Genomic DNA, 18677 nt, shown 5'->3' on the forward strand with positions numbered 1-18677 from the left:
ATTTCACGACTGCTTCGCAGCCGAACGCAGCCTCGCAGGCTCGACAGCTGCTACAGACGTGGGTTGCGTTAGCCCAAGGGGGACAGGCGCTCCAACGCCTCGGACACGCCAAACCCGTACGCCGGATCAGCTCGGGTGCAGTTGTCGATATGGCGCTGACGAATCGCCTGCGGCACGCCGTTCATGGCCCGTGCGGTGTTGTCGAACAGCAACTGTTTGCACACCGGGTCCAGCAACCGGAACAGGTTGCCCGGTTGCTCGTAATGGTCCTCTTCGAGCCGATGATCGTAGTGCTGAGCAAAGCCTTCCACCGGCAGCGGCGGCTCGGCCAGTTCCGGCGAATCCTGCCACTCGCCCACGCTGTTCGGGAAGTAGCTGGCGGTGCCGCCGAGGTTGCCGTCGGTGCGCATCGCGCCGTCGCGGTGATAGCTGTGGGCCGGGCAGCGCGGTGCGTTGACCGGGATGTGATTGAAGTTCACCCCCAGGCGATAGCGCTGGGCATCGCCATAGGAAAACAGCCGCGCCTGCAGCATGCGGTCCGGCGAAAAGCTCACGCCCGGCACCACGTTGGCCGGCGAGAACGCCGCTTGCTCGATTTCGGCGAAGTGGTTTTCGGCATTGCGATTGAGCTCCATGATGCCGACCTCGATCAGCGGAAATTCGCCATGCGGCCAGACTTTGGTCAGGTCAAAGGGGTTATGCCGATAGTTGGTCGCCTGCTCTTCTTCCATCACCTGGATGCACAGCTTCCAGCGCGGGAAGTTGCCCTGCTCGATGACTTCATACAGGTCGCGCAGGTTGCTTTCGCGGTCCTTGCCGACCACCGCTGCCGCCTCGGCGTCCGATAGGTTTTCGATGCCTTGCTGGCAGACAAAGTGAAACTTCACCCACACCCGCTGATTATCACTGTTGATCAGGCTGAAGGTGTGGCTGCCGAAGCCGTGCATGTGGCGGAAGCTGGTGGGAATCCCGCGATCGCTCATGACGATGGTCACCTGGTGCAGCGCCTCGGGCAGCAAGGTCCAGAAATCCCAGTTGCTGGTGGCGTTGCGCAGGCCGGTGCGCGGGTCGCGCTTGACCACGTGGTTGAGGTCGGAGAAACGCAGCGGGTCACGGAAGAAAAACACCGGCGTGTTGTTGCCGACAATGTCCCAGTTGCCTTCGTCGGTGTAGAACTTCACCGCGAAACCGCGGATATCGCGCTCGGCATCCGCCGCGCCGCGTTCGCCGGCCACCGAGGAAAAGCGCACGAACAGCGGTGTTTCCTTGCCCACTGAACTGAAGATATTGGCTTTGGTGTAACGCGTGATGTCATTGGTGACGGTGAAGGTGCCGTAGGCGCCCGCGCCCTTGGCGTGCATGCGCCGCTCGGGGATCAGTTCGCGGTCGAAATGGGCGAGTTTTTCCAGCAGCCAGATGTCTTGCAAGAGCGCCGGCCCACGAGGGCCGGCGGTCTGGATATTAAGGTTATCGACCACCGGGGCGCCGGTGGCGTTTGTGAGCTTTTTCATGAACGTGATCTCGATGGTTGTCTGCTCTCATCAGGAGCGAAAACCGGCGCGGATCTACGCCCGCGCCGGGGTACATCAACCCTTGAGGAACGCCAGCAGGTCAGCGTTGAGCTGATCCTTGTGGGTATCAGTCAAGCCGTGGGGCGCGCCGGGGTAGACCAACAGCTGCGAACCTTTCACCAGTTTTGCTGAGGCGATACCCGCCGCTTCGATCGGCACCACCTGGTCCGCGTCGCCGTGCACCACCAGCGTGGGGATGTCGAATTTTTTCAGGTCTTCGGTGAAGTCGGTTTCCGAGAACGCCTTGATGCAGTCGTAGGCGTTCTTGTGGCCAGCCGTCATGCCTTGCATCCAGAACCAGTCGATCATGCCCTGGGACGGCTTGGCGCCCGGTTTGTTGAAGCCGAAGAACGGCCCGCTGGCGAGGTCGATGTACAGTTGCGAACGGTCGGCCAGGGATGCCTGGCGAATGCCGTCAAACACTTCGATCGGCAGGCCGCCGGGGTTGGCTTCGGTCTTGAGCATCAGCGGTGGCACTGAGGAAATCAGCCCGGCCTTGGCCACGCGACTGGTGCCGTGGCGACCGATGTAGCGCGCCACTTCGCCGCCGCCGGTGGAGAAGCCGAACAGCACGGCGTCCTTGAGGTCGAGCAACTCGATCAACTGCGCCAGGTCATCGGCGTAGGTGTCCATGTCGTTGCCGGTCCACGGCTGGCTGGAACGGCCGTGACCACGGCGGTCGTGGGCGATTACCCGGTAGCCTTTGGAGGCCAGGAAGATCATCTGCGATTCCCAGCTGTCGGCGTTCAACGGCCAGCCGTGGCTGAAAACGATGGGTTGGCCGGTGCCCCAGTCCTTGTAGTAAATCTCGGTGCCGTCTCGGGTGGTGAACGTACTCATGCGATATCTCCTTTTGCGAGTGTTGGGGTGGATCAAATCGGTGGAGGGGCCATGCGTTCGGCCAGACGCGCCACCCGCTCGCCCAGATGAGCGGCGGTGCTGCGGTCTTCGGCAGGCGGCGCGAGGTCGGGGGACTGTTCGACATTCGACTGGGCCATGGCGCCGAGCGAGCTGCCGAGGCGATTCATTTGCCCGTCGAACGCGCCGGTGCTGGAGCGCGCCGGCAGCAGGTCGAGGCCGACCCAGATCATCGAATGCTGCGCGGCAAATACCGCCATCTGCAGCAAGGTGTTGAGTTTGTCGCCGCACAGGCAACCGGAATTGGTGAAGCCGGCGGCCAGCTTGTCGCGCCACGGCTGGGCGAGGTAGAACGCCGCCGTGGACTCCATGAAACTTTTGAACGGTGCCGACGCGCTGCCCATGTAGGTCGGGGCGCCGAAGATGATGGCGTCGGCGCTGTGCAGCCGGTCCCAGTGCTGCTCAACTTCGTCGACCGGAATCAGCAGGCAGGTGCTGCCCAAGTGGCGCTGCACCCCCTGGGCCACGGCTTCGGCCATGACCCGGGTGTGCCCGTAGCCACTGTGATAGACCACCACCACATTGCTCATCCCGGTGTCCTCATGACAAGTTGATCCCTTTGCAACACCACCGCCCTCTGTAGGAGCGACCCGTGGTGAGGGGATTTAGCGAAACGTCGCACCGCCCCGTTCGGCTGCGAAGCAGTCGTAAAACCATCGAGTGCGGTGTATCTGACATACCGCAGATTTCGATTTCGGGGCCGCTTCGCGACCCAACGGGGATAAATCCCCTCGCCACACAGGCTCGCTCCTACAAGACCAGCGGGTGTTGAAGCAGCAGAGTTTTGGGCGTAGACCAGACGCAGGACGAGTTAAACGTTGTTAATTTTCATTGGCGCGCCAAATGCCTCAACACCTGCTTTGCTGCGGTTGCACCCAATAAACACGGCGTCTGCCAGTGGCGCCGGGGGCCGGGCGGTCGCCGCGAACCCGCAACCGTCAGAAGAACCCTCGTTGCGTTGCCGGAAAAACCTGAGGAATATGCTCGAAAACCGCGTACTAGACGGATGCAAGCAGGAGCCACACGTTGACCCTTTCCCCCGAGCAGGCCATCCATTTCGGCCCCTACCGGATCTATCCCGGACAACGCCTGGTGCTGGAGGCCGACCAGCCCCTGCGCCTGGGCCGGCGCGCCATGGATATTCTGTTGATCCTGCTGGAGCACGCCGGAAAGGTGGTCAGCAAACAGCAACTGATTGCCGGGGTCTGGCCCAATAGCGTAGTCGAAGACATCAACCTGCGCGTGCACATGGCCGCACTGCGCAAAGCCCTCGGCGATGGCCAGGCCGGCCAGCGCTATATCGTCACCGTCGCCCAGCGCGGCTACAGTTTTGTCGCGCCGTTCTCGCTGGAACCGATCGAGCAACCACTCGCCAGTCAAGGGATCGAACCAAGCACCCATAACCTGCCCATCCGTCGCACGCGGATGATCGGTCGTCAATTGCTGGTCGAGAGCCTGGTCACGCAACTGTCACGCCAGCGCTTCATCACCCTCGTCGGCCCTGGCGGCATCGGCAAGACCACGGTAGCGCTGCGCGTCGCCGAACTGTTGATCGGTCGTTATCAGGACGGCATTCGCCTGCTGGACCTGGCGCCGATCAATGACCCGACGCTGATCACTACCCATCTGGCCACCCTGCTGGATTTGTCACTGCATGGCGCAGAACCGATGAGCAGCCTCGCAGCGTGCCTGCGCGAGCGGCAGATGCTGCTGGTGATCGACAACTGCGAGCACCTGCTCGACGCCGTCGCGCTGCTCTGCGAAAGCATCCTGCGCGCCGCTCCACACGTGCATATCCTGGCCACCAGCCGCGAAAGCCTGCGGGCCGAAGGTGAGTTCGTCCAGCGTCTCGAATCCCTCGACTGCCCACCGCCCATCGCGGTGCTGGACCGCGCCCAGGCGCTGACCTTTTCCGCGCTGCAACTGTTCGTCGAGCGGGCCATGGCCAGCCACGACAGCTTCGAGCTGAGCGATGACGACCTGCCGCTGTTGATTGAAATCTGCCACCGCCTGGACGGCATTCCGCTGGCCATTGAACTGGCGGCGGCGCAAGTCGGCACCTTTGGTCTGAGCGGATTGCTGACGCAGCTGCAAGGCAGTTTTCGCCTGTTGACCCAAGGCTGTCCGTCGACGCTGGGCCGACACCAGACCCTGCGCGCCACGCTCGACTGGAGTTTCGAACTGCTGAACGCCTGCGAGCAAACCTGCCTGCGCCGGTTGGGGGTATTCAGGGGCGGTTTTACGCTGGAATCGGCCGCGGCGGTGATTGTCGGCGAACACATCGAGCCCGGCGAGGTGTTCGGTTCGATCACGCAACTGGTGGCCAAGTCGTTGCTGAACGTGGAAGTGGGCGACGAAGAAGTGTTCTACCGTTTGCTCGACACCACCCGCAGCTACGCCCTGGAAAAACTCGACCAGACCGCCGATTTGCCCGATACGAAAAAGCGCCACGCCGAGCGCTGCCTGGCCTTGATGCGTCAGGCTCAAACTGACTGGGAACTGATCGCCACCGACCTGTGGATCGAGCGTTACGCCCGCAGCCTGGATGACGTGCGTTCGGCCCTCGACTGGGGCTTGAACGCTCAAGGTCCGCAGGCACTGGCGATCCGTTTGACTGCGACCTCGACGCCACTCTGGCAGGAACTGTCACTGCTCAAGGAACACGGCGTTTACGTCCGCAAGGCGCTGGCCTTGCTTGAGTTGGCACCCGAGCCCTGCCCTCATCTGGAAATCCCCCTCAAGCTGGCCCTCGGCAGCTCCTGCTATCACACCCAGGGCGGCACGGCCGAGACCATCGCCGCGTTCGTCAGCGCCAGAACCCTGGCCAAACACAACAACGATGTGGCCGGCCAACTGCGGGCGGTGTCCGGGCACATGGCAGTCAACCTCAGTTGCGGCCATTACCAAATGGCGCTGGAACAGAGCCTGCTCTTCGACCGCTTGGGCGCGCAAGGCGACGCCGTGTTGTCGCTGAGCATGCACCGCTTGCGCGTGCTGGCCCTGCACTTTGCCGGGAACCAGGGGCTGGCCCGGGTGAACGCCGAACAGGTCATCCAACGCATGGCCCAGAGCGGGAACCTCAACCGCTTCACCCACGGTTTCGGCGTGCAATACGACCAGAGCGTGGCCGCCCTGACGATTCTGGCGCGCATCCTCTGGTTGCAGGGGCAACCGGAACAAGCCTGGCGCACCGCCCGTCAAGCATTGGACATCGCGATCCAAATCAACCATGGCACCTCCATTTGCTACACCCTCGCGCTGGCCGGTTGCCTGATCGCGCACTACAACGGCGATAACCGTAAGGCTCGTGAACTCTTGCGCCTGCTGCTGGAGCAATCACAGAAACACTCGGTGCTGCTGTTCTACACCTGGGCCCGGCACTATGCGCAGGTGATCGACCGCGCCGAGGCGCACTTGCCGCTTCAACCGGGCGTGGGGTTGATCAAGGACATCATGGTCACACTCGATAGCGGTTTCGTTGATGACGCCCTGTTGCATCGGGCCGACACCGGTACGGCCGGCTGGAGCACGGCGGAGATATTGCGCGCCAGGGCTGATGCATTGTTGGCGGAGAATAATCAGCCGGAGATGGATTGCCTGGGCGGACGCTATCGCGAGCACGCTCGCTCCCACACGGTCGTCGCAGCCGAGGAGATATTGGTTCGGGCGTTGAATGTGGCCAGGCATCAGGGCGCTCTGGCCTGGGAACTGCGCAGCGCCACCTCGCTGGCGCAACTGTGGCAGCGTCAGGGTCGGTATCAGCAAGCCCATGAACTGCTGGCGCCGATCTACAACCGCTTCACCGAAGGTTTTGCCACGCCGGACCTGAGCAAAGTCCGGCGCCTACTAGACGAGCTCCATAGGCAACTGCACGCCTGAAACCCAGCGTGCACGGCTGATGTAATGCGAGTAACGCTGCTCGAACGTGCGCAGGTGGCCACTGAGCTCGAGCTTCTCCAACGCATAGGTGCGCGTGGTGTTGAGAAAGCGATATCGCGTTGTGCCGTTGACCTGATCCATCGAGAGCAACGACTTGGCCACCAGGCGCTGCATCAGCGCCGCCAGTTGATTGGGCTTGAGCACCTCGCAACTGCTCACACCAATCGCGGCATCGAGGGTGAAGGACATCTTGAAGACCGAGAGGCGCTGCAACAGGGTTTGCTCCCACTGGTTCAGCCGCTCATAGCTCCAGTCCAGCGCGGCCTTGAGGGTCTGATGCCGGGGCACAGCGGTGCGTCGCCCCTGGGTCAGCAACTGAAAACAGTTATCCAACTGAGCTTGCACACCGACCAACGCCAGCGCATCGATCTGCGCCGCGGCCAGTTCGATGGCCAGTGGCAAACCGTCGAGCCGCCGACAGATTTCCCGCACCGCCTCGAGGTCCTGTTCGCGCAAGGCAAACCCTTGTTGTCGGGCTCGGGCGCGACTGACGAATAACTGCACCGCCGAATAGCCCATGGCCTCGGCCACGCCATGCAACGCCGACGCGGGTGGCACCGCCAGGGACGGCAAGCGCTGCACCGTTTCCCCCACCGCCATCAGCGGTTCACGACTGGTGACGAGAATCGACAGCCGAGGCGCCGACGCCAGCAAGTCCTCGACCAAGGTCCGACAGCGTTCCAGCAGGTGTTCGCAGTTGTCGAACACCAGCAACGTGTGCCGTTGCGCCAACACGTCCAGTGTCGTGCCGACCTCCAGCTCAAGGGTTTGCGTCAGATGATCGACCACGCGCGCGGGGTCATCGAGCGCCGCGAAATCCACCAGCCACACGCCATCCTCATAATGCTGCAACAGCAGTTCGGCCACGCGCAGCGCCACGGTGGTCTTGCCGATACCACCGGGGCCGACCAAGGTCAGAAGACGCCGAAGCGGCAACTGCCGGACCAGACTGCCGACAATCGAATCCCGACCGATCATCGGCGTGAGCCGCGCAGGCAGGTTGTGTTGATGCTTTTGCACGGTCTCGATCAAGACCAAGGTACCCGCAGGCACCCGCTCCACCGGCGCAATAAAGCTGTAGCCACGCTGGGGAATGTTGACGATGTAGCGCTGGCCATCCTGCCTGTCGCCGAGGGCCCGGCGCAGGGCCGCAATGTGCACGCGCAGGTTGATTCCTTCGACCACCGACGTCGGCCAGACGTGGGCAATCAATTCGTCCTTGCTGACGACGTTACCGGCGCGCTCCACCAGTACCTGGAGGATATCCAGGGCGCGACCGCCCATGCGCAACGGCCGATCACCGTCCAGGATCAGCCGTTGCCGCTGGTGAAAGGCGTAGGGGCCGAACCGCAGCACCGTATCGCTGTTTAAATCTCTGAGGCTGTTCATGCACGTTTGCGTGCTGAAACCTGGCCCGGCTCACAGTGCTGAACTGTCCATCGCACCCGCCTTCCAGGCTCCCGCACCTCCATTGCAAAGAGTTCAGGTTTATCTTGGCAGGCCTCCGTGACGGTACAACTGCTACGGTGGGAGCGTCACGGCCATTGCGGTGCGCACAACGGCCAAGAACGCTCTAGCTGAACTGCTCGCGGTATTGCGTCGGGGTCAGGCCGAGCTTTTCGGCGAACAGAAAGCGCATATGCCGCACGCTGCCAAAGCCACTTTTGAAGGCCACGGTCTTGAGCGGCAAGTCGCTGGTTTCCAGCAGGTTTCTCGCGCAGTCGATGCGCGCGCTTTGCAGAAACTCCATGGGCGTCATGTTCACGTCCCGGGCAAACATCCGGGCGAAATGCCGCGTGCTCATGTTGGCCAGGCTGGCCATGCGTTCAATGCTGAAGGCTTCGTCGAGGTGTTCCAGCACATGGTTCTGCACGCGGGTGATCGGCGTTTCCTGTGGTGCGACGGTGGCCATCAACGGGCTGAACTGCGCTTGCCCGCCCTGGCGTTTCATCACCACCAGCAACACCTTGGCCACGTCCTGGGCGACTTTCTTGCCGTGGTCTTCGGCGACCACCGACAGGGCCAGGTCGATGCCGGCGGTGACGCCGCCGGAGGTGATGAGGTTGCGGTCCTGCACGAAAATCTGATCGGTCTCCACCGTTGCCTTGGGGAAGCCTTTGATCAGCCGCTCGGTGTAATGCCAGTGGGTGGTGACACGATAACCGTCCAGCAGACCGGCATGCCCCAGCACGAACGCGCCGGTGCAGATCGAGCCGTAGCGCTCGGCGCGATGCACAGCGTCTTTGAGCCAGCACAGTAACGGTGGATGTTTTTCGTTATACGCGCCCGGGCCGCCCGGCACGAGCAACAGGTCATACGCTTGATCGGCCTGATCGATGTGCAGATCGGTGTGCACGCTGACGCCGTTGGAAGCGCGCAGTGCGCCATGTTCGGTGCCGATGGTCGACAGCTCATAACGGTCCTCCGCTGCCAGGTATCGATTGGCGATGGAAAACACTTCCATGGGCCCGGCCATGTCGAGCAGCAGAAAGTCCGGAAACAACACCATAGCCACGGTTTTCATGGGTTAAACATCACTGAAGTCAAAGAAGGTCTATCGACCGGACTCAATTCCTGTGGGAGCGGGCTTGCCCGCGATAGCGGTGTGTCTGTCATCCACACTGTTGGATGTGATGCCGCCTTCGCGGGCAAGCCCGCTCCCACAGGGTTTGATGTTCGGCAGAAAGGGATGCTGTGCATTATGGCCAATGTACGGCGTCAGCGTCGGAGGAAAATACCTGATTGCCCGTCCACCACTGTCAACCTCAAAGCGACAGTATTTCAATTTCCATCTACTTATTGCACCGCACAGTAACCATTAACCTTCTCCTCACTCGGACGAATCAACGTCCCCACAGGAGATTTCATCATGCTGACCCTTCGCAAAGCCTCCGATCGCGGCGCCGCCAATCACGGTTGGTTGAAGTCGTTCCACACCTTTTCCTTCGCCAACTACCGCAACCCGAAAGAGCAGGGTTTTTCCGACCTGCTGGTGATCAACGATGACCGCGTGGCGGCCGGTAAAGGTTTTGGCCAACACCCGCACCGCGACATGGAGATTTTCTCCTACGTGCTCGAAGGTGCGCTGGAACACAAGGACACCCTGGGCACCGGTTCGGTGATCCGCCCCGGCGACGTGCAATTGATGAGCGCCGGCAGCGGCGTGGCCCATAGCGAGTACAACCATTCGGCCACGCGGCCGGTGCACTTCCTGCAAATATGGATCGTGCCGGAAGTCAGCGGCGCCAAACCGCGTTATCAGCAAGAGCACTTCAGCTCCCAGAAAAAACGCGGGCGCCTGCAACTGATCATCTCCCCCGACGGGGCCAAGGGTTCGCTGAAGGTGCGTCAGGACGCACGGGTGTATGCCGCGCTGATCGACGGCAAGGAAAGCGCCACCCTGGAACTGGCCGCCAACCGCTACGCCTATGTGCACGTGGCCCGAGGCAGCGTCGAACTCAACGGCGTGCAGCTGCAGGAAGGCGATGGGGTGCGGGTTCGTGATGAGCAGGTACTCGCGTTGAGCAACGGTATGGATGCCGAGGTGCTGGTGTTCGACTTGCGCCCGCAAGAACTGCCGCAAATGCCATGACCGTGAATGACCTGGGGGGCTTCTGCCCCCAGGTTTTTACCAGCCAGCCACAGGGGTTGTGTTAGTCCTTCGACTAGCGATGACTCACTCACCGGTACCGGTAAACACCGCGACAATTTCATCGATGACCGCACGAACCCTGGCGGTATGCCGCAAGTCCGCGTGGGTCACCAGCCAGACGTCATACGGCACCGGTCGCGTGCGCTCCGGCCACAGCCTGACCAGCCCGTCCCTCTCCCCCATGTACACCGGAATTTCCCCGACCCCGAGTCCCGCCGCCAGGGATCGACGCACCAGCAAACTGGAACTCAGACTGGCCACAATCCGCCCGCGCCCCAGCGGTTCCGAGACCAGGGTCATGTCTTTGTTGCCCTGCAGATACGGCTGATACACCACCAGATCATGCCCCTCGAACGCCGAACCCGGCGCCGGCACGCCATGGGCATCGACATACTCCTGAGAAGCAAACAGGCCCACCGGCCAACGCGCGATGCGGCGGGCGATCAGGTCCGGGTTGTCCGGCCGGGTGTTGCGCACGGCGATGTCAGCTTCGCGTTTGGCCAGGCTGAGAATCTGCGTGGAGGCGTCCAGTTGCACCCGCACGTCGGGGTGTTGTTCGTGCAAGTTAGCAATGGCCGGGATCAGGAAATCGATGGCCAGTGAGTCGGTGGTGCTGACCCGCACCAGCCCGGTCAGTCGATCGTCGAGCCCTTGAATCTGGCGCTCCAGCTCCAGCGCCGAATGCTCCATTTTCTCCACGGCCGCCAGCGCCGCCTCCCCCACCGCTGTCAGCGCATAACCTTCAGAAGTGCGCAGGAACAGCGTCGCACTCAATGACTTTTCCAGTGCCGTGATCCGTCGGCCGACCGTCGCCTGATCGACCCCCAGCACCCGCGCCGCGCCCCGGAGCGTCGACTCGCGGCACACCGCCAGAAACACCCGTGCGTCATCCCAATTCATGCCGTTCCCCTGCCGATGCATAATCGCATCACCATAACGCAAAATCGCTGCGTTATTGCATCAGTCGTTCGGGATAGTCTGGGGGCCAAGCGTAAAACCTCACAGGACGTTTCCCATGCACAGCGCATCGACCACCCCGCGCAGCGCGATCTGGCTGCCGATCTTCGCCGGCCTCGCCGCCAGCCTGGTCAGCATCGGTCTGGCGCGGTTTGCCTACACACCGCTGATTCCCTCATTGATCCAGGCGCACTGGTTTTCGGCGAGCGACGTGGTGTACCTCGGCGCGGCCAACCTTGTGGGTTACCTGATCGGTGCACTGATCGGACGCCCACTGGCCAACCGCACGTCGAACAAAACCGCGTTGCGCCTGATGATGCTGGCCGTGACCTTGTCGTTTTTCGCCTGTGGTTTTCCGTTGTCGGTGAGCTGGTTCTTCGGCTGGCGCCTGCTGTCGGGCGTTGCCGGCGGCGCGATCATGGTGCTGGTGGCCGCAACGGTGTTGCCGCATGTGCCAGCGTCGCGCCGAGGTCTGGCCAGCGGCGCGATCTTCCTCGGCATCGGCTTGGGCATTGCCGGCTCGGGGACGATTGTTCCGCCGCTGCTAAGCCTTGGCTTGCAGCAAACCTGGTTTGGCCTGGGCCTGCTGTCACTGGTTCTGACGGCCGCGAGTTGGTTCGGCTGGCCGAAAGAGGCGCATCATCAAGCGGTTGAAGTGTCGATCGAGAAGACCGCAACACCTACCGATCCAGGGGTTTACCTGTTGTTCGCCCAATACGCATTCATGGCCGCCGGGCTGGTGCCGGCGATGGTGTTTTTGGTGGATTACGTGGCCCGCGGGCTCGGTGCCGGGCCGCATGTCGGCGCGTTGATCTGGGTGATGTACGGACTGGGCGCGATCATCGGGCCGGTGAGTTACGGCTTCCTGGCCGATCAACTGGGTGCGAAGCTAAGCATCCGGCTGGTGCTGGTGGTGCAGGCGATTGCCGTCGGCCTGCTGTCGATTTCCAGCTCATTCACAGCGCTGGCCGTGTTGGCCGTGATCCTCGGTTCGTTCCCGCCGGGCATCGTTCCACTGGCACTGGCGCGGGTTCATGAGCTGATCCCGAACCATCACCAGCAGCAGATTGCCTGGAGCCGCGCGACGGTGTCGTTTGCCACGTTTCAGGCGATTGCAGGGTTTGCGTATTCGGCGTTGTTCAATGCCAGTGGTGGGCAGCATGGGTTGCTGTTTGTGATGGCGGCGGGCGCGATTGTGGTTGCGTTGTTGCTGGAACAGGCCATGCGTTTGCTGAACAGACCAAACCCTGTGGGAGCGGACTTGCTCGCGAAGACGGCGTCACATTCAACACATTAGGTGACTGATGCACCGCTTTCGCGAGCAAGCCCGCTCCCACAAGGGATTGGTGGTTTGGACTGAATTATTGGTTCACTGATGCGATCCCATTTACAGACGACTTTCTCGACAGGACTCCCACATGACGTTGCCGCAAACCATGACCCTGATTGAAATCACCGAGCCCGGCGGCCCCGAGGTGTTGAAGCCGCGCCAGGAACCGGTGCCCACGGCCGGCGCAGGCGAAGTGCTGATTCGCGTGCACGCTGCCGGGGTCAACCGTCCCGATGTGATTCAACGCGCCGGCAAGTACCCGATGAAACCCGGCATGAGCCCGATTCCCGGGCTGGAAGTGGCCGGTGAAGTGGTGGCGATCGGTACGGGCGTCAGCGAATTCATCGTCGGCGACAACGTCTGTGCGCTGACCAATGGCGGCGGCTACGCACAATATTGCGTCGCACCGGCCAGCCAGACGCTGCCGATTCCAGAAGGCATGGATTGGGTCCACGCCGCGGCGGTCCCGGAAACCTTCTTCACGGTCTGGGCCAATCTGTTCGACATGGGCGGCGCCAGCAAGGGCCAGCGCGCGTTGATTCACGGCGGCACCAGCGGCATCGGCACCACCGCGCTGATGCTCTGCCGCGAATTCGGTGTCAAGGCGTTCGCCACGGCGGGCAGTGAGGAAAAGTGTGCAGCGATCCGCAAGCTGGGCGCCGAGGCGATCAACTACCGCGACCAGGAGTTCGTCCAGGTCATCCAGGAAAAAACCGCCGGCAAAGGCGTCAACGTGATCCTCGACATCATGGGCGGCTCGTACCTGAATCAGAACATCGCGGCACTGGGCATGGAAGGTCGCCTGGTGATGCTCGGCTTCCTCGGCGGCGCCCGCGCCAACGATGTCGACCTGATGGCGATCATGGGCAAACGCGCGACGATCACCGGCTCGCTGATGCGCTCGCGCACCCGTGAAGAAAAAGCCTCGATCGCCGAACAGTTGCGCGAATACGTGTGGCCGGTACTCGCCGCCGGGCGTTGCCTGCCGATGATCGACAAGGTTTACCCGTACACCGACGCGGCGCAGGCCCATGCGCGGATGGAAGCCGGCGATCACATCGGCAAGATCGTGTTGCAGGTGGACTGATCAGTAGCCCTCGCCTGCCGATTTTGCGCCGCTGATGATCGCAATGCCCGAGCTGGTGCCCAGTCGCGTGGCGCCGGCTTCGATCATCGCCAGTGCGGTCGGGTAATCGCGCACACCACCGGAGGCCTTGACGCCGATGTCGGGCCCGACGGTACGGCGCATCAGCGCGACGTCTTCTACGGTGGCGCCGCTGCGGCTGAACCCGGTGGAGGTCTTGACGAACGCGACGTTCAGTTCACGGCAGATCTCGCAGGCCTTCACCTTTTCCGCATCGGTGAGCAGGCAGTTTTCCAGGATGACTTTCAACGGCACCTTGCCGCACGCCTCCAACACCTGGGCGATGTCGTCGCGCACCTGATCGAACAAGCCGTCCTTCAACCAGCCGATGTTCAACACCATGTCGACTTCCCCGGCGCCGGCAGCAATCGCCCGCTCGGCTTCGAAGGCCTTGGTGTCGCTCAGCCCGGCGCCCAGCGGGAAGCCGACCACCGCGCAGATTTTCACGCGTTGCCCTGCCAGGCACTGCGCAGCATGGGGCACCTGCCCCGAGTTCACGCACACCGAATAGAAGCCGTGTTCGGCAGCTTCGCGGCACAATGCGGCGATTTGCTCGCGGGAGGCATCGGGCGCCAGCAAGGTATGATCGATGTACTGCGCCAGCGCTTGGGGTTCGAGGTGTGCCATGGCAAAAACTCCTGTTTGTATATTCAAATGCCCCTGCGCCACAATCGAGGGTGATTCGCGCAAAAACGTTACAAAACTCACAAATAATGCTACTTAAATAACACCAACAATCAACCCCGGAATGCCTGTGGACAGTAAAAAAGCCGAGCGTCTCAAGCTGATTCAACAAGCCCTGCAAGACCAGAGCGCCATCCATCTGCGCGAGATGGCGGCATTGCTGGACGTGTCCGAGATGACCCTGCGCCGCGACCTCAGCAAGTACACCGACCACCTGCGGCTGCTCGGTGGCTATATCACCAAGATCCACGATGGCAACGAGCCCGGCGATTACCGTGTGGCCGAACAGGACACCCGCCACGTCGAGGAAAAACGCCGCATCGGCAAACTCGCCGCCGGGTTTATCCAGCCGGGTGACACCGTGTTCTTCGACTGCGGCACCACCACGCCTTTCGTGGTCGATTTCATCCCCGACGAGCTCGAATTCACCGCCGTGTGCAACTCCCTGAACGTGCTGCTCAAACTCTCGCAAAAACCCAACTGCCATATCGTGGTCTGTGGCGGCACGTTCCACCGCAAGAACCAGGTGTTCGAGAACACCACCGAGAGCGGCATCCTCGACAGCGTGCGCCTGACCTGGGCCTTCGTTTCCGCTGCCGGCATCAGCCAGGACTTCGGCGTGACCTGCTTCAATTTCAATGAAGTGGAGGTCAAGCAGAAGGTCCTGCGCCAGGCGCAACAGCGGCTGCTGCTGGCCGACCACAGCAAGTTCGACACGGTGCGCACCGCGCATTTCGCCGACCTTGGGGATTTCCAGTTCGTGGTCAGCGACAAGAAAATCCCCAAGGCCTACCGCGACGCCATTACCGCCAGCGGCGCGCAGTTGATCATCTGATCAAGGCCTGTTGCTCACCCGCGCTGAGGTAACCGGTGGTGACGCTGAAATCCGCCGTCGCCCCCGCCGCCAGTGAGCGCACATGGCCCTTGGCGGACTCGGCGCGGTAGCCCTCCGGTTCGCAGGTGGACGGCAGCACGAACGCTGCCACTTGCTGATCGGCGTTATGCAGGATCCACCGCGCAGCGTGGTCGAATTGATCCGGACGGTAGCGGGTGTAGAACGCCGCGCCGTCGGGATGACTCAGCAGAAAATGCGCATGGCCGCTGTCGTCCGCCCGCACGCCGTCGAAGAAAAACACGATCTCGGGATCGTAGAGATGTGGCTGATCCAGACGGTTGAATTGCTGCGGATCTTGCGCCAACGCTTGCATGTATTCGGTCCAGACCGGCGTCGGTTTCACGTGGGCCGGCACGCTGCTGCGCAAGCGCACCCGTTCGAAACCCAAGGGTTCGATGAAACGAGCACCGTCGACATAGGCGTAATTCATGTGCGCCATGTACATCAGGTCCATTGGCTTGCCTGCCAGATTGGTCACTTGCATGGCGATGTCGAACAGTCCTGAATCAGCGCGCAACGTCACGCTTGGCGTGGCCAGGTATCGGTCACCAAACCCCTGCGCATATTCGTACTCGCCAGCCAATCGAAGGTAGCCGCCAGCGCTGTCCTCACCGACCTCCAGCCAGGCGCGATCCATCGCCGCGCACGGCATCTCGCCGTGCAGCGGATGATCGTCCTCGGGGCTCGGGCAACCGTTGCGCAGCAGGCCGCTGTGAAACATGAAACAACCGTAAGTGCCGATCACCGTCGGGCTCGGCCGGGGCTGGCTGAACAGGTTGCTCATGGTCAGGTCGCAACCATCGAACACGGCGGACCAGATCATCTGCCCCTGATACGGCAACACCACCAGACGGCCGCGGCTGTTGGCCAATTCCAGCGCCAGCACGCCACTGGGATACACCCAGGAACTGACGGTGAACGCCTCCGATTCCAGCAAGGTTTTGCGCGCCTCGCCAAACTGCGACGGCTGAAGGTTGATCCGCGTGTTCATGAAGTCACCACCGCACCCACCGGCGCTCGTTCGCTGTCGGAATGACGCAGGCAACGCACCGCGTACAGCACGATCACGATGAAGCACAGCAACGGCACGCTGTAGGCCAGTTGCATGTTGCCGCCGCTGAAATCGGACAGCAGGCCCTGGAAGATCGGGATCACCCCGCCACCGACGATGCTCATCACCAGCAGCGATCCGCCGACGCCGGTGTCTTCGCCGAGGCCGTCAATGGTCAAGCCGTAAATGGTCGGCCAGCACGGACCGAGGAATACGCTCACACCCACCGCCGCATAAACCGCGGTGATGTTTGGCACCAGAATCGTATAAGCCAGAAACACGATGCACAGCACGCCATACACCGCCAACACCTTGGCCGGGTGCAGTTTGCGCATCAGCACGTTGGCGATCAGCTTGCCGACAAAGTACGCGGCAAACGTGGTCAGCAAAAACCACGACGCGCTGCGCTCGTTCATGCCGCCCAACTGCATCGCCAAACGAATGGTGAAACTCCACACACCGACCTGGGCGCCCACGTAGAGAAACTGCGCCAACACACCAAAGGTGAAGCGCTTGTTGCGCCACAGTCGCGACAGGCTCTGGCCGAGACTGGCGGTTTTGGTGCTGCTCGGCTGATTGCCCTTGCACTTCGGAAACCGGGTTATCGCGATCAAGATGAACATCAGCACCAGCACCGCGATCATCCATTTGTATGGCAGCAAGGTGGACTGGATCATTTGCAGCTGCTGGACCGCCGCGTCCGAGGCGCTCATTTGCGTGAGCTGCTCGCGGGTCGCGTCGGTGTCCTTGAACATCACGAAGCTGCCGACATAGACCCCGGCCATTGCGCCGAACGGGTGGAAGGTCTGGGAAATATTCAGGCGACGGGTGCCGGTTTCACGTGGGCCCATCAGCGTCGAATAGGTGTTGCACGCGGTTTCGAGAAACGACAGGCCCGCCGCAATCACAAACAGCGCCAGCAGGAACATGCCGTACTTGGCGGTCGACGCCGCCGGGAAAAACAGCAGGCAACCGAACATGTACAGCATCAGACCGATGAGGATGGTGGTCTTGTAGCTGAAACGGCGAACCACCAGCGCGGCCGGAATCGCCACGAAGAAATAACCCAGGTAAAACGCCGACTGCACGAACGCCGTCTGGAAGTCGCTGAGCAGAAAGGCCTTCTTGAAATGCGCGATGAGCACGTCGTTCATACTCGCGGCCGCCGCCCACAGCGCGAAGATACTGCACAGCAAAATGAAGGCGAACCAGGGCGTGCGGTTCAGGTAGAAACCATCGGCCGTCTGTTGGAGCGGAGGCTTTGTCATTGTTGTTCTCCGTGGTGAGTGTCGAGGGGTGAATCAGCTCGATTTCAAGCGCCGAGTTGGCGCTGGAATTCAGCGAATGTTGGGGCGTCCGGGTAGGAGGTCTGGGTGCCGAGGCCGGTGACCGAGCAGGCGGAATACGCCACGGCGTGGGTCATGGCGGCGCGGATGTCGCGGTCGCGGCTCCAGTGATGAATGAAGCAACCGATGAAGGCGTCGCCTGCCCCGGTGGTGTCGCGCGCGGCAACCGACAGGCCGGGAATCTGGAACTCGCCCTCCTCGCCCACGTACAACGCGCCTTGCTGGCCGAGGGTCACGATCACGTGGCGAATGCCGCTGGCGACCAGTGTCTGGGCGGCTTTGTGCGCCGACTCCGGGGAGTCCACGGTCTGGTCGGTGATCAGCGCCAGCTCGGATTCGTTGGGCACCAGGAAATCCAGGTGCGCCAAATGCTCACGGCTCAGGCCCGACAAGGCTGGCGCGGGGTTGAGCAAGACTGGAATGTTGTGCGCGCGGCCGAACTCGATGGCGTGGTAAACGGTGTCGACGTTGATTTCCAGTTGCAGGACGATCAGCGAGCACTCGCGCAATGCGTGGGCCGCCGCGTCGATATCCGCCGGAAGCAGATGCGCGTTGGCGCCTTTGACGATGAGGATGCTGTTGTGCGAGTCGGCCTGGACGAAGATCGGCGCCACGCCGCTGGACACACCGGGCACGCGCTGCACGTAACGGGTGTCGATGCCGAAGCGCTGGAAATTGGCCAGGGTGTTGTCGGCGAACATGTCATCGCCAACCTTGGTGAGCATCAGCACATCCGCCCCAAGCTTCGCCGCAGCGACCGCCTGATTGGCGCCCTTGCCGCCACAGCCGAGGGCAAACCCCGGCGCTTCGAGCGTCTCGCCCTGGGCCGGCATGCGGTCGATGTAGGTAATCAGATCCACCATGTTGCTGCCGATGACTGCGATCTTGCTCATTGCTATCCCACCTTGATCCGGCTTGCCAGACTGATGCTGGACGTTGTTGTTTTGTTATTTAAATAACATCTTGTGTGATTATTCAATCTTTTTGTTGCGTGGGGTTTGAGGCAAAGACGAATGGCTTTGCGCATGGCTTTAAAGATGTGTGGGCAGGAATGGCCTCATCGCGAGCAGGCTCACTCCCACATTGGAATGCGTTCCCCTGTGGAGCGAGCCTGCTCGCGATGGGGCCCTTAGCATCACCGACTGATCCGGCCCTTTCTACGACTGTCGAATTTATCCCCACCTCCCCCC

15 protein-coding genes are annotated in these 18677 nt (G+C 61.9%); 5 read left to right on the forward strand and 10 right to left on the reverse strand.

Going from position 1 to position 18677, the window contains the following annotated elements; genetic code table 11:
• Positions 1–68: 68 nt before the first annotated feature.
• The 3 genes from ACA060_RS18120 to ACA060_RS18130 form a co-directional block, all read right to left on the reverse strand.
• The gene (locus tag ACA060_RS18120; protein WP_497312233.1) at positions 69–1511 is read right to left on the reverse strand and encodes a catalase; all 1443 of its coding nucleotides are present in this window, start codon (positions 1509–1511) and stop codon (positions 69–71) included.
• Positions 1512–1586: 75 nt separating this feature from the next.
• The gene (locus ACA060_RS18125) at positions 1587–2411 is read right to left on the reverse strand and encodes an alpha/beta fold hydrolase (protein ID WP_497312235.1); all 825 of its coding nucleotides are present in this window, start codon (positions 2409–2411) and stop codon (positions 1587–1589) included.
• Between the two features lie 32 nt (positions 2412–2443).
• A complete protein-coding gene (locus ACA060_RS18130; protein ID WP_497312237.1) occupies positions 2444–3019 on the reverse strand; it encodes a flavodoxin family protein in 576 nt (191 codons plus the stop codon).
• Positions 3020–3515: 496 nt separating this feature from the next.
• On the opposite strand from ACA060_RS18130, the gene ACA060_RS18135 reads away from it, so the two are divergent.
• Positions 3516–6368 carry an ATP-binding protein gene (locus tag ACA060_RS18135; protein ID WP_497312239.1) on the forward strand — a complete coding sequence of 951 codons (2853 nt, stop codon included), beginning with the start codon at positions 3516–3518 and terminating at the stop codon, positions 6366–6368.
• Here the strand turns inward: ACA060_RS18135 and ACA060_RS18140 are convergent.
• Together ACA060_RS18140 and ACA060_RS18145 are read right to left on the reverse strand one after the other, a co-directional pair.
• Complete coding sequence (locus ACA060_RS18140) at positions 6336–7817, reverse strand: ATP-binding protein (RefSeq protein WP_497312241.1); 1482 nt, start codon at positions 7815–7817, stop codon at positions 6336–6338. The two genes, ACA060_RS18135 and ACA060_RS18140, sit on opposite strands and share 33 nt — an antisense overlap.
• 184 nt (positions 7818–8001) lie before the next feature.
• Positions 8002–8952 carry a GlxA family transcriptional regulator gene (locus tag ACA060_RS18145; RefSeq protein WP_109632993.1) on the reverse strand — a complete coding sequence of 317 codons (951 nt, stop codon included), beginning with the start codon at positions 8950–8952 and terminating at the stop codon, positions 8002–8004.
• Between the two features lie 345 nt (positions 8953–9297).
• Here ACA060_RS18145 and ACA060_RS18150 point away from each other — a divergent pair, with 345 nt between their 5' ends.
• Positions 9298–10020, forward strand: coding sequence for a pirin family protein (locus ACA060_RS18150; RefSeq protein ID WP_497312243.1), 723 nt, complete (start codon positions 9298–9300; stop codon positions 10018–10020).
• An 84-nt stretch (positions 10021–10104) separates the two neighbouring features.
• Here the strand turns inward: ACA060_RS18150 and ACA060_RS18155 are convergent, their stop codons facing one another.
• On the reverse strand, positions 10105–10980 hold the full coding sequence (locus ACA060_RS18155; protein ID WP_497312245.1) for a LysR family transcriptional regulator: 876 nt from the start codon (positions 10978–10980) through the stop codon (positions 10105–10107).
• A 115-nt stretch (positions 10981–11095) separates the two neighbouring features.
• Here ACA060_RS18155 and ACA060_RS18160 point away from each other — a divergent pair, with 115 nt between their 5' ends.
• Positions 11096–12334 (forward strand): YbfB/YjiJ family MFS transporter, encoded by a 1239-nt coding sequence (locus ACA060_RS18160; protein ID WP_497312247.1) that lies wholly within the window; start codon positions 11096–11098, stop codon positions 12332–12334.
• A gap of 121 nt (positions 12335–12455) precedes the next feature.
• Positions 12456–13454, forward strand: a complete 999-nt coding sequence (locus tag ACA060_RS18165; RefSeq protein ID WP_497312249.1) for an NAD(P)H-quinone oxidoreductase — start codon at positions 12456–12458, stop codon at positions 13452–13454.
• Here ACA060_RS18165 and deoC read toward each other — a convergent pair whose 3' ends face one another.
• Entirely contained in the window at positions 13455–14138 is a 684-nt protein-coding gene (gene deoC / locus ACA060_RS18170; protein ID WP_497312251.1) for a deoxyribose-phosphate aldolase, read from the reverse strand.
• A 127-nt stretch (positions 14139–14265) separates the two neighbouring features.
• Here deoC and deoR point away from each other — a divergent pair, with 127 nt between their 5' ends.
• Complete coding sequence (gene deoR / locus ACA060_RS18175; protein WP_109633005.1) at positions 14266–15030, forward strand: DNA-binding transcriptional repressor DeoR; 765 nt, start codon at positions 14266–14268, stop codon at positions 15028–15030.
• Here the strand turns inward: deoR and ACA060_RS18180 are convergent.
• From ACA060_RS18180 to rbsK, 3 genes are read right to left on the reverse strand one after another with little or no spacing between them, the layout of a single operon-like run.
• Positions 15023–16081 carry an aldose 1-epimerase family protein gene (locus ACA060_RS18180; RefSeq protein WP_109633006.1) on the reverse strand — a complete coding sequence of 353 codons (1059 nt, stop codon included), beginning with the start codon at positions 16079–16081 and terminating at the stop codon, positions 15023–15025. The two genes, deoR and ACA060_RS18180, sit on opposite strands and share 8 nt — an antisense overlap.
• On the reverse strand, positions 16078–17409 hold the full coding sequence (gene fucP / locus ACA060_RS18185) for an L-fucose:H+ symporter permease (RefSeq protein WP_497312252.1): 1332 nt from the start codon (positions 17407–17409) through the stop codon (positions 16078–16080). Before fucP ends, ACA060_RS18180 begins: the two co-directional genes overlap by 4 nt.
• A 44-nt stretch (positions 17410–17453) precedes the next feature.
• Positions 17454–18380, reverse strand: a complete 927-nt coding sequence (rbsK, locus tag ACA060_RS18190; protein ID WP_497312254.1) for a ribokinase — start codon at positions 18378–18380, stop codon at positions 17454–17456.
• Positions 18381–18677 lie beyond the last annotated feature (297 nt).

Source organism: Pseudomonas sp. LBUM1671 (assembly GCF_059695685.1).

Excerpts from the sequence above, each read along its gene's own strand:
- ACA060_RS18120 (WP_497312233.1), bottom strand. The coding sequence starts at position 1,511 with ATGAAAAAGCTCACAAACGCCACCGGCGCCCCGGTGGTCGATAACCTT.
- ACA060_RS18125 (WP_497312235.1), bottom strand. The coding sequence starts at position 2,411 with ATGAGTACGTTCACCACCCGAGACGGCACCGAGATTTACTACAAGGAC.
- ACA060_RS18130 (WP_497312237.1), bottom strand. The coding sequence starts at position 3,019 with ATGAGCAATGTGGTGGTGGTCTATCACAGTGGCTACGGGCACACCCGG.
- ACA060_RS18140 (WP_497312241.1), bottom strand. The coding sequence starts at position 7,817 with ATGAACAGCCTCAGAGATTTAAACAGCGATACGGTGCTGCGGTTCGGC.
- ACA060_RS18145 (WP_109632993.1), bottom strand. The coding sequence starts at position 8,952 with ATGAAAACCGTGGCTATGGTGTTGTTTCCGGACTTTCTGCTGCTCGAC.
- ACA060_RS18150 (WP_497312243.1), top strand. The coding sequence starts at position 9,298 with ATGCTGACCCTTCGCAAAGCCTCCGATCGCGGCGCCGCCAATCACGGT.
- ACA060_RS18155 (WP_497312245.1), bottom strand. The coding sequence starts at position 10,980 with ATGAATTGGGATGACGCACGGGTGTTTCTGGCGGTGTGCCGCGAGTCG.
- ACA060_RS18160 (WP_497312247.1), top strand. The coding sequence starts at position 11,096 with ATGCACAGCGCATCGACCACCCCGCGCAGCGCGATCTGGCTGCCGATC.
- ACA060_RS18165 (WP_497312249.1), top strand. The coding sequence starts at position 12,456 with ATGACGTTGCCGCAAACCATGACCCTGATTGAAATCACCGAGCCCGGC.
- deoC (WP_497312251.1), bottom strand. The coding sequence starts at position 14,138 with ATGGCACACCTCGAACCCCAAGCGCTGGCGCAGTACATCGATCATACC.
- ACA060_RS18180 (WP_109633006.1), bottom strand. The coding sequence starts at position 16,081 with ATGAACACGCGGATCAACCTTCAGCCGTCGCAGTTTGGCGAGGCGCGC.
- fucP (WP_497312252.1), bottom strand. The coding sequence starts at position 17,409 with ATGACAAAGCCTCCGCTCCAACAGACGGCCGATGGTTTCTACCTGAAC.
- rbsK (WP_497312254.1), bottom strand. The coding sequence starts at position 18,380 with ATGAGCAAGATCGCAGTCATCGGCAGCAACATGGTGGATCTGATTACC.